Annotated in this window: 8 protein-coding genes; 3 read left to right on the plus strand and 5 right to left on the minus strand. The window is 39.0% G+C overall.

All coding sequences use genetic code 11. The features are described from left to right. From AB7E53_RS12300 to AB7E53_RS12320, 5 genes are all read right to left on the minus strand, one after another. Nucleotides 1–344 (minus strand): sodium:solute symporter family transporter (locus AB7E53_RS12300; protein WP_446775950.1); only part of this gene is annotated, 344 nt, incomplete at its 3' end. A 40-nt stretch (nt 345–384) separates the two neighbouring features. Further along, a complete protein-coding gene (locus AB7E53_RS12305) occupies nt 385–1,509 on the minus strand; it encodes an exo-beta-N-acetylmuramidase NamZ family protein (protein WP_446775956.1) in 1,125 nt (374 codons plus the stop codon). A 140-nt stretch (nt 1,510–1,649) separates the two neighbouring features. Then, the gene (locus AB7E53_RS12310) at nt 1,650–3,470 is read right to left on the minus strand and encodes a RagB/SusD family nutrient uptake outer membrane protein (RefSeq protein WP_350456397.1); all 1,821 of its coding nucleotides are present in this window, start codon (nt 3,468–3,470) and stop codon (nt 1,650–1,652) included. A 12-nt stretch (nt 3,471–3,482) separates the two neighbouring features. Continuing rightward, nucleotides 3,483–7,178 carry a TonB-dependent receptor gene (locus AB7E53_RS12315; protein ID WP_446775952.1) on the minus strand — a complete coding sequence of 1,232 codons (3,696 nt, stop codon included), beginning with the start codon at nt 7,176–7,178 and terminating at the stop codon, nt 3,483–3,485. A 251-nt stretch (nt 7,179–7,429) separates the two neighbouring features. After that, nucleotides 7,430–8,431 carry a FecR family protein gene (locus tag AB7E53_RS12320; protein ID WP_446775954.1) on the minus strand — a complete coding sequence of 334 codons (1,002 nt, stop codon included), beginning with the start codon at nt 8,429–8,431 and terminating at the stop codon, nt 7,430–7,432. A gap of 132 nt (nt 8,432–8,563) precedes the next feature. On the opposite strand from AB7E53_RS12320, the gene AB7E53_RS12325 reads away from it, so the two are divergent. From AB7E53_RS12325 to glmS, 3 genes are all read left to right on the plus strand, one after another. Next, a complete protein-coding gene (locus AB7E53_RS12325) occupies nt 8,564–9,136 on the plus strand; it encodes an RNA polymerase sigma-70 factor (protein WP_350455881.1) in 573 nt (190 codons plus the stop codon). 12 nt (nt 9,137–9,148) lie between these two features. Next, nucleotides 9,149–9,955 carry a cation transporter gene (locus AB7E53_RS12330; RefSeq protein WP_446771053.1) on the plus strand — a complete coding sequence of 269 codons (807 nt, stop codon included), beginning with the start codon at nt 9,149–9,151 and terminating at the stop codon, nt 9,953–9,955. A gap of 78 nt (nt 9,956–10,033) precedes the next feature. Next, complete coding sequence (gene glmS, locus AB7E53_RS12335) at nt 10,034–11,878, plus strand: glutamine--fructose-6-phosphate transaminase (isomerizing) (RefSeq protein ID WP_179398821.1); 1,845 nt, start codon at nt 10,034–10,036, stop codon at nt 11,876–11,878.

Genomic DNA, 11,878 nt, shown 5'->3' on the forward strand with positions numbered 1-11,878 from the left:
GTGGAGATGCCAAAGCGGTTTTCAAGGTATTCATAGATAGAAACCACCTTGAGTTTATAAAACAAAGGAATTAAAGCATAAGCAATCAACAAGGTTCCGGCAATAAAGCCGAGCACCATTTGTAAGTAAGAAAAGTTATTTACCGCCACCCAGCCGGGTACCGAAATAAAAGTCACTCCCGAAATACTGGAACCGATCATTGCAAAGGCAACAACATACCACGAAGATTTTCTGTTTCCAATAAAGAAACCTTGGTTATCGGCATGTCTGCCGGCCAGCCATGAGATTGCAAATAATACAATAAAATAGACAGCAATCGTAGCCAATACAAGAAATGGAGTCATTGTGTTAGATTTAAATGATATTAGAATTTAATTAGTCCGATTACTCTTGATACAAAAGATAGGGAGCTCGCTGCTTTTTGAATTTTTCTACATCATCCGACCACTTTTTCTTAATTTCATCAGCAGAACATCCTTCTTTTATCATCTTTCTGACGTAACTTACACCTATAAGCTTCTCAAAGAAAGAACTAAAAAAATGATCTCCCATATTTAAATTGGTATAAGCATCAATCAGGTAGGTCAAATCTACGCCTTTTTTCCATATATAAGATTCGGAAAGGTTACTTAAATCAACTCCATAACAAATTTTGTTGAGCTGCGGAGGATTCTTTGCTCCGGGAATGCTTCGGGGAGTAAAACTAAAAGAATAGGAAAGCATATTGGGGTGTCCGTATACCAAAAACGGTTTGTCGGTTCCTCTGCCCAGACTTACCGGTGTAGCTTCAAAATAGCAGGTGGAAGGATACATGTAAACCGCCTTCATAGTGGGTAGATTGGGTGAAGGAGGAATGGGTAGCTGATACATGGTCTGGTGGGTATAATTTTTACACTTGATTACGGATATGTCGCAAATACGTCCTTCCGGAAGCCATTTTTCGCCATTCACCATCATTGCCAGTTCTCCTAACGTCATTCCATGAACAACCGGAATAGGCAGCCAGCCCACACCCGACTTATACTTCATATCCAGAATCGGACCATCTACATAGTGTCCGTTCGGATTAGGCCGGTCAAGAATTATCATTTTTTTCTGCGACTCTGCACAGGCATCCATCATACGTACCATGGTGGCATAATAGGTATAAAATCGTAAGCCAACATCCTGCAGGTCAAATACCAATACATCAAACAGAGACATTGATTTTACAGATGGTTTTCCGGTATCTCCGTCATAAAGGGAAAGAATGGGAATCCCGGTTTTCTCATCCATCGAACTTGACACATGTTCGCCGGCATCTGCATTCCCTCTGAAGCCATGTTCAGGAGAAAAAATACAAACTACATTAAAATCTTTACGTTTCAACAAATCCACCAGATGTTCATTTCCGACCATGCCTGTATGATTGGATAAAACAGCGATACGCTTGCCCTTTAACAAAGGGAAATACTCATTGGTAGCTTCTGCACCGACTGCTACAGGCTTTGTCTGTGCACAGCAGACCATCCATCCTATACAAAAAACAATGGTTACTATTATTCTATTCATGATTCAACAACTTTGTGGAAAGTTATAAAAAGGGGGTAGCCTCTTCTGGAGTGACTACCCCCCGCCTTTTTACATACTATTAAGATCTATATTTATTGTTAATTTGTCCATCCAGGGTTCTGAGACAACGTGAATCCTTTTTCTGCATAAGCATCAATTTGTCCCTGTCCAACAGGTGAAAGATAAACACGGTCGGTAAACGCCTGACGATCCGAAGCATTCTCAACATTGTAGAAGCCTACCATATCGTCTCCGTTAGTACCATTGTATACCACCACTGTTCCATCTCTTTTCGTAACCTTGAGCTTTCCTTTGTTAGAATCTTTTAAGAATGAAGGAAGATCGGTTTTGAAATTAATCCACGGACCTTTAAGGTTATCGCTGTACTTAGTACAATTCATATACTCGATTTTCTTCCAACGCTTGATATCCAACAGACGTGAATGTTCGAAAACAAATTCCATACGACGTTCGCGACGGATTTCCCAAATCAGTGCAGATACATCTGCATCGCGGGCAGGATCTTCCGGAAGCGCAGCCAGTTTCATCGGGGCTGTTTTAGTTACACCCTTATCTATGGCAACTTTATCCAAAGGTCTGTTTCTTATCTTGTTTACAGACAAGTCAAGATCTGCCTGTGTAACAGCTGCACCACCTAAAGTAGCCAATTCTGCTTTGGCCTCAATCCAGTTTAACAATACTTCGGCATAACGCATCACCGGATAGTCATTGGTGTTTGTATTGCTCTTGTACTTATCCAATGTTGTATTGGACGGACCTTCGCGACTGATAAATTTACATGCATACAACAGTGTGGATGAATTACCGACCGGTTTATCCCAGAAAGTTGCTTCAAAACGCGGGTCACGTGTTTTTACCATACTTGCAATATCCAATTTATCAGCATCAGGCAATGTTGAATTCTGGTACACCTTGCCATCGTTGCAAATAAATGCTTTTGCCAACGACAAGTTGGGTGCGGTTGTCTGACTTTCTTCTACATTCGAGTATGATGCAACACTGTGAGTAATGGATTGAGCAGCATCATAATGTCTGTACATGATACAATCCTTATTACCTTTCAAATCATCCGAACCGAAAAGAGATCTAAAATCGGTAACAATATCATACTTACCGCTACTCATTACGTATTGAGCAGCCTCTACTGCGAACTCAAGATATTTCTTAGCCCGTGTATTATCTGCTTTATGATATTTTTGCCATGTTCCTTCAAAAAGCATCCATCTTGCGATGAAAGAAGCCACAACGTAACGGTTCGCATACTGATCCCCATCATTAAGACGAACATTTGCAAAAGCATACTTGAAGTCATCGTATACTTTATCCATAACCTCACCACGAGGGGTACGGTCTTTGTACATCTCCTGTAAATCGTCTTCGGCCAAGACATGATCATAGTAAGGTATATCGCCAAATGAACCTACCAGTCCACTGTATTCCAATCCCCTGAAGAATCGGGCTATACCCATCCAATGACGATATTCTTCGTCAGTCAGCTTCGGTTTCGTTTTTGTTTCAATACGATCAATGAAGATATTGATAGAGCGCACTCTGCCGAAATACCATGACGGACCTTGATACTGAGTCATCCAGGCACTGCTTGTTTTAGAAGCAGGAACATTTGTTTCAAAGTTTGACTGTACACCGACTGTGGTAAAGTCATCGCTAAATGTGTATCCTCTCAGTGGAGCATAATCGACTCCCCAGGCCGAGTTGTACCCTACAAAATAATTTGTATAATACTGATTTGCATACATGCGGAGGTTTTCAGCTCCTGTCCAGAAATTATCATCATTCATTTCGGTAAGTTGCGGACGATCTAGAACATCGTCATTACAACCAGAGAAACCGACCGATATACATGCCGCAGAAAGTAATGTTATAATATATTTTTTCATAATTTACCGAATTTAAAATCCTAATTGCAGACCAAATGAAACACTCTTAAATGTTGGTGTACCTGTACCAGTTCTTCCAAGATTATAGTTGGTACTATTATACATTGAATAACCGGAAATCGATTCTGGATCGATTGGCAGATCATTCAGATTGTCGAATGTCAAGAAGTTTTCCAACGAAACATACACTCTGGCATTGTTGATATAGGCTTTCTTTAACAGCGTTGAAGGCAAGGTATAACCTACAGTCATATTTTTTACTCTTAAATAAGACATATCCAACAAGTAGCGTGACTGTACCTGCAGGTTGTTACCCGAGTTAGAACCACCCATATTCCAAGGACGAGGATAGAAGGCATTGGTGCGATCTTCGCGCCAGAAATCGCCTGCAAATGCTTGCGGCATTGCACCGTCGGCAGTATTAAATCCTGGGATAGCTAAAGATCCACCTCCCCAAATTTCGCGCTTACCAACTCCCTGGAAGAATATTGACACATCAAAACCTTTATAATCGGCACCTAAACGCAAGCTATACTCGTAACGTGGTGTTGTATTTCCGATAACTTCCAGGTCACCATGATCTTTAACAGTGCTGGTACCGTTATTCAGTTCTCCGTCGCCATTCAGATCAACAAACTTAACATCGCCCGGGCCAAAGAAGAAGGTTGAACTGTTCTGAAGATAAGGTTGATAAACTGGTTTTTCTCCGTTCTTTGATTTCAGCTTATAAACTGTTTTACCAGCATATTTAGCACTTTCCTCTTTTGACAATACAATCTTATATGGTTTACCGTTTGCATCAAGCTCGAAGTCATCCATCTGATATAATCTGTCTGTACGGTATCCCCAGATTTCTCCGTAAGTTTTACCTTTATACCATCCGCCAACTGATTCAACATCGGTGAGGTAATCCGTCACTTTTGTAACAGCATCAGACACATTCAACGTAGCATTGATTCCCAATCCATTCTCGAAGCGATGATTGAAGTCGACAGAAATTTCCCAACCATTGGTTCTAAGTGCTCCAAAATTCTGTTTTGGAGATGTAGTACCATAGGTATCTGCAACCGGAGTTCCGGGAATAATCATGTCTTTTGTGTCGCGACGATACCAGTCGAATGTCATTCCCAACTTATTGTCGAGGACACGTAAGTCCAAACCTAAGTCTAATGTTTCGATATTTTGCCATGAAATAGATCTGGCAACCGCCGCAGGAGCATTAAAACCATAGAATTTAGTGCCTCCTGAACTTAACCAGGATGAATCAAAACTATTCATGGTTGGCACATACAAATTATTTGGAACAGTCTGGTCACCGATAGATCCCCATGATCCTCTGAATTTCAACGTACTTAACATCGGTTTTGCCCATTCCATGAATGCCTCCTCACTGGCACGCCATCCGGCTGAGAATGAAGGATACCAACGCCATCTCAACTGATTAGGGAATTTAGAAGTTCCGTCGTAACGAATATTTGCTTCAAGTAAATATCTGTCGTACAGAGTATAGTTTACACGTCCGAAATACCCAAGCTGAGCTTCCCACCAGTTACCACCATCGGTAGTCATCGCTCCGTTTGCAAGTGAGAACTGAGGGTTGTTAATATCGATCAACTGTGTTCTAAGAGCCGAACTCATTGTTTCATCAAATGTAACCCGGTTGATACCTCCCATAAACTTAAATGAATGGATATCATTCAAAGAAAGGTTATAGGTTGTAAATGCGTTCAATGTACTACGTTTGGTTCCATATTCTTTACGATAAATATGGTCTGGATTTGACCCTTTACCGGTATATTCAATATTTTCAAATTCATAAGCAGCAAGAGCTCCGGGAGTAGATGCATCAACCAATTGTCCGGCAGCATTAACATATACCTGCTTACCAGCCTCATCCAATCGTTTGGTTGGAACTGCCCATGTATTACCGGCAGAATAGCGTGTACCCGGACGAGTCGTAGTCTCGCCTTCATTAGCATAGGTATAATCGGCATCGACTGTCCAATCTTTTGTAATATTGATTGTCGCCCCAATATTAATATTGGTATAGTTATTAAGTATATTCGCCGTATTTGCCTGACTTGATTCAGATGCTGGCCCTCTTAATGCAACTCCCTGATCATCGTAACCGATAGGCATAGTCGGTCCCCAACGATAAAGGTATAACCATGGGTCGGCTGTCGTTGCGTTGGTTACATACGGATAGCGCTTATCTCTTTTTGAATACAATAAACCTCCGCGAACGGTTACATATTTATTCAATTCAGTGCTTAATCTTATTGATGCATTGTATCTGGTAAAGTCGTCTTTCTTGGCAGGCTTCATCATACCATTCTGATTCAAGTAGCCCAAACCGATATTATAAGACGTTTTGCCGCTCTTGCCATTCAGCGATAAATTGTGGGTCTGAGATGGAGCCCATTCACGAATCATATAATCATACGGATCGTACGTTCTGTAACCATATTTTCTATTGGTGGCTGCATCAAATTCCCAATCACGACCATAAGTCATAGGATCATCAGCACCAATTGTACTTCCATATTGTTCTTTCCACGCTTTCGCTTTTTCCCAGCTTTCGCGGGTAACATACCAGTTTAATGCGCCTACATAGGTGCTTCCCACTCTTTCGAAGGCATTTACAGTATATTCCATTGCATCCACATCTCCCATGCGCATGTCTTTTGCTACATTTTGCCAGGAGAAATTGTTTGAATAGCTGATATTAACACTTTCTGTCTTAGCACCTTTCTTAGAAGTAATCAAAATTACACCAAAGGCAGCCTTTGCACCATAAATTGAAGATGACGCAGCGTCTTTAAGAACTGAAATTGTCTCAATATCGTCAGGATTAACCATTTGAATACTAGGAATTTCAACGTTATCCAACAGGATTAACGGAGAAGAACCTCCCTGAATTGAACCGATTTGTCCACGAATTTTAATTAACGGGTCAGAACCAATTTCACCACTTGGAACAATAACTGAAAGACCAGAAGAAGCTCCTTGCAAACCTCTACCTACGTCGGCTATTGGACGATTCTGCAATGCATCACTAACATTAATGTTAGAAACAGCTCCGGTAAGGTTCGCTTTTTTCTGAGAACCATAACCTACAACTACCACCTCTTCAATCAATTCGGAATCTTCCTTCATCTGAATTTTGATATCCTTACGGTTGGCAACAGAAACTGTTTGTGTCTGATAACCAATGTAAGAGACCACCAACGAGCCATTGGAAGAAATTTCCAATGTAAACCGTCCATCAATATCCGTGATGGTACCATTGGTTGTTGATCCCTTCTCAAAGACATTTGCTCCGATAATAGGTTCCCCTGAAGCGTCTGATACAACACCTGTAACCCGGTTACCTGCTTGTGGCAGTACTTGAGCCTTATCGGCTTTTTTTGTGTTGGATAAAATAATATTCTTATCCATAACCTGATACGACACATCAGTTCCATCAAACAACTCATTCAGAATTACAAATACATTCTCTTTGGTTTTCTTGATGGAAACAACCCGCTTGGTATTGATCTGTTTGTTGTTATAGAAGAAATGGAAGTCTGATTGAGACTCAATCTTATCCAATACATCCTGTACGGTTGCATTGGTTACCTCCAATGATAACGTAGTTGATTGCCCGTAGCTACTTGTGGCTTGAATCAATCCGATAGAAAGAAACAACATAAGAACTGTTAGTTTCATACATAATGGTATTTTATTCAGGATAATAATTGGTAATGCCACAACCCTATGGGGTTGGACTTCTAAATAATTTGTCATATTTTTGTACGGATTTAAAGTTAGAAAATAATGATTGCTGAAATCTCGTCGCCAAACGAGTAAGCAATTGTTTCATACGGGGAAATACGCCAATATTTTCCCGTATGTTTTTTCTTTTATGGTGAGCGTGTTTTCATTTCTTTTATTTTTCAGTTAAACAAATAGTCTCCACATTAATATAATTCCACTTTGCTACGTTCTTTCAATCCCTCATCTCCGGATTTTGGATCAATTATCCTGTACCTGATGTTGGACGAAATCCGAAGATGTTCCAAGATTCGGGGCAATTGTTGCTTATCAAATGTCCCCGTAAAATAATTATCTTTCAAAGCTTTATTCTTAAGCACAAAAGACACGTTAAATCTTTTGCTTAACATTTTTAAAGTCTCTTCAAGAGATGTATTTCTTAATATAATCTTTCCTTCTTTCCATGCCACCTCTGATGGAAGAAATGGTTGCGAAACAGCTATTGTCTTAGACAGTTCATCATAATATATTTTCTGTCCGGGTTGCATAACTATATTCTTTTCCTGATTATTACTTCCCCTATAATTTAGTTTAACCGATCCGGAGAGTAAAGTTGTGGAAACATATTGATTATCTTCATAAGCATCAACATTAAACTCGGTTCCTAAAACTTCAACACGCAGATTTTCTTTTGTATTCACAAAAAAAGGTAACTTCTCATTACGATTCACCTTAAAATAGGCTTCACCAATTAAATTCACTTCCCTTGTTTTGCCTGTAAACTTTACCGGATGACGTAAATACGAGTCGGAATTAAGCCAGACAACAGATCCATCGGGCAAATTTACAGAAGCCACCATGCCTGGTGTTGTACGAATCTCCATATACTCAATCGGTTCTTTTTTCAATTTACTGAAAACAGTACTCAGTAACAATGGAATGAAAAGAATTGCTGCAGCACGTTGAATCCATGTAAAAATGGTTCCGGTCTTTCTTTTTGCCGCTCTCTTTTTTACATTTTTTAAGGCCTGCTTCGAATCGACCGATTTCATCGTATACAATGTATCAACTGCAAAATATAGGTAATAGATATCTTTAGCCAATTTCCTGTTTTGTTCGGATTCTGATATCCATTTCTCTACATAAGATCTTTCTTCTGCAGTGATCTCACCTGTAAAGTATCTTAATATTAGTGCTTCATCAACCATATTAATGTCTTCAACTGTTCTTTCGTTTATATAAGTAAGACTAACCAGAATTCAAATGTCCTAAATCAAAATCCTTTTTTTTTGAATTTATTTCTTAAAAAGTATTATGTTTGCAAAAAAGAAGAAGATTTAATGGCCGCCTATACTTCACGAAATACGGATGAAGAACTCTATCAACTAATACAAAAAGGTGTTGAGAAAGCCTTTGACACTTTTTTTCTGCGACATTATCCGGCATTATGTAGCTATGCCAATCAATTTGTTGAGAGGGAAGATGCAGAAGAGATTGCTCAGGAAATTATGATTTGGTTCTGGGAAAACCGGACTATGCCTGTGTGGGAAACTTCCCTGATAAGCTACTTATTCAAAGCCGTAAAAAACAGATGTATAACTTTAATAAATAGGAATGATCTCAAACAACGTATCCTTCAGACTTTGTACGAAGGAGATGATCATCTCTTTGATGATCCCGACTTCTATGTAGTTGAGGAACTCTCTCAGAAAATTCAATCAGCATTAGAGGCTTTACCTTCAAATTATCGGGAGGCATTCGAAATGAACCGCTTTCAAAAGCTTACATATAAAGAAATTGCTTCGCAACTTAATGTTTCATCCAAAACTGTGGATTATAGAATCCAGCAAGCATTGAAACAATTACGTATTGATCTGAAAGACTATTTACCGCTAATCCTTTTTTTATCCTGAAAATAATATCAAATGATAAAGAGCATATTCAAAATAGAAAAAATGGATTGCCCCAGTGAAGAAAGTTTAATCCGTTTAAAACTACAAAACTTTAGAGAAATCTCTCTAAAATTTGATTTAGAAAATCGCATCTTAATTGTGCTTCATAAAGAAGACGTCAAGTTAATTGACTCTAGTATTAGTTCCCTTAATTTGAATTCAAAGCTTTTGTCTTCAACTGTAGTTCCCGACTCAGTACCATCAAATAACAATCATATTGAAAAGAAAATATTATGGATAGTTCTACTAATTAATTTCCTTTTTTTTCTGATAGAATCTTTATCTGGAATTTTATCCAGGTCCATGGGACTTGTAGCAGACAGTCTGGATATGTTAGCTGATGCATTAGTCTATGGTATGAGTTTGCTTGCTGTTGGGACATCGGTTCGAAAAAAGAAACAGGTAGCCAGAATTAGCGGTTATTTACAAATTGGACTAGCTGTTTGGGGATTTACGGAGGTAATAAAACGATTTATTGGGATGGAAACAATCCCGGATTATCTGGTAATGATCGGGATTTCGATTTCAGCTTTGATGGCAAATGTTTTATCTTTATATTTTTTGCAAAAAGCAGAAAGTAAAGATGCCCATATTCAAGCAAGTATAATTTTCTCATCCAATGATATAATAATAAATGCCGGCGTTATTCTGGCTGGAGCTTTAGTGTATTTTCTTAAAAGTGGCATACCGGATCTGGTTGTTGGTTCTATTGTATTTCTCATAGTCATGAGAGGAGCATTGAGAATATTAAAACTTAGCAAAAACGATCAAATTGCTTAATATTTAATCTCAATTAAATCTTTATGTAATATATATATCTATATTTGTACCCAATTAATGTAAAACAATATAGATACTATGTGTGGAATTGTGGGCTACGTTGGAATGCGTGAAGCATATCCTATTCTTATTAAAGGATTAAAGCGACTAGAATACCGGGGATATGACAGTGCCGGAGTTGCGATAATCAACAATAATCAAAATTTAAATGTATATAAAGCGAAAGGAAAGGTGTCTGAACTTGAAGCCTATATTTCAGATAAAGATGTATCTGGAACCATTGGTATAGCGCATACACGTTGGGCAACTCATGGCGAACCTTGTAAAGCGAACGCGCACCCTCATTATTCCTCATCCGAAAATATCGCTTTAATTCATAACGGTATAATAGAAAACTATGCTGTTCTGAAAAATCGATTGCAAGAAAAAGGCTACACTTTTAAAAGCAGTACCGATACTGAAGTATTAGTTCAACTGATTGAGTACATAAAGGTGTCTAAAGACCTTGATCTGCTTACAGCAGTTCAATTAGCCCTTCGCGAAGTTATCGGAGCATATGCCATTGCTGTATTAGATAAGGACCGGCCTTCCGAAATCATTGCGGCACGAAAAAGCAGTCCGCTTGTTGTCGGAATTGGAGATAACGAGTTTTTTCTAGCCTCTGATGCGACTCCCATTGTAGAATATACCGACAAAGTGGTATATCTCGAAGATGAAGAAATTGCGTTAATCAGATATGGAGAGGATTTGAAAGTAGTTAATATTCAAAATGTTTCTGTAACACCCGAGATTCAAACCGTTGCCCTTAATATCGGTCAGCTTGAAAAGGGTGGATATCCCCACTTTATGCTGAAGGAAATTTTTGAGCAACCCAACTGTATCAGAGATTGTATGCGAGGTAGAATTAATGTGGAAGGCACAAACGTTGTTCTATCCGCCATCATTGATCATAAGGAAAAACTGCTAAAAGCAAAAAGATTCATCATTGTGGCATGTGGTACTTCCTGGCATGCAGGACTTATTGGCAAACACCTTATAGAAAGTTACTGCAGAATTCCTGTTGAAGTAGAATATGCATCCGAATTTCGATACAGAGATCCGGTAATTGATGAAAACGATGTTGTGATTGCCATATCTCAATCGGGAGAAACGGCCGACACTTTAGCCGCTATTGATCTCGCCCGCAGATGCGGAGCTTTTATTTATGGGATCTGCAATTCTGTTGGATCTTCAATTCCCCGCTCTACCCACACCGGGTCATACATACATGTAGGTCCGGAAATAGGAGTTGCTTCAACAAAAGCATTTACGGGGCAAGTAACTGTGCTTGCCATGTTAGCTCTGACTCTTGCAAAAAACAAACAAACGATAAGCAACAATGAGTTCTTAAAGATTGTGGGAGAACTAATGTCTATCCCCGATAAAATGGAAAAAGCAATACAAACTAACAATCAAATTGCGAGTATTGCTAAAGTCTTTACTTATGCCCATAATTTTATTTACTTAGGGAGGGGCTATAGTTACCCTGTAGCATTGGAAGGGGCATTAAAGCTTAAAGAGATATCTTATATCCATGCAGAAGGTTATCCGGCTGCTGAAATGAAGCATGGTCCGATTGCACTTATCGATGAAGAAATGCCAGTAGTAGTCATTGCAACACACAATGGCATGTATGACAAAATATTGAGTAACATTCAGGAAATTAAGGCTCGTAAAGGGCGTGTAATAGCCTTTGTGTCGGAAGGTGATGAAGTAATCTCTAAACTTGCGGATATTTGTATTGAATTACCTCAAACAACCGAATGCCTTGATCCGCTAATCACAACCATTCCTCTGCAACTGCTGGCATATCACATAGCTGTTTGTAAAGGAAAAGATGTAGATCAACCACGTAATCTGGCCAAGTCTGTTACAGTTGAATAA

Origin of the sequence: Macellibacteroides sp., from assembly GCF_050251695.1 — a bacterium.
In the GTDB taxonomy this organism is placed as follows: Bacteria; Bacteroidota; Bacteroidia; order Bacteroidales; family Tannerellaceae; genus Macellibacteroides; species Macellibacteroides fermentans.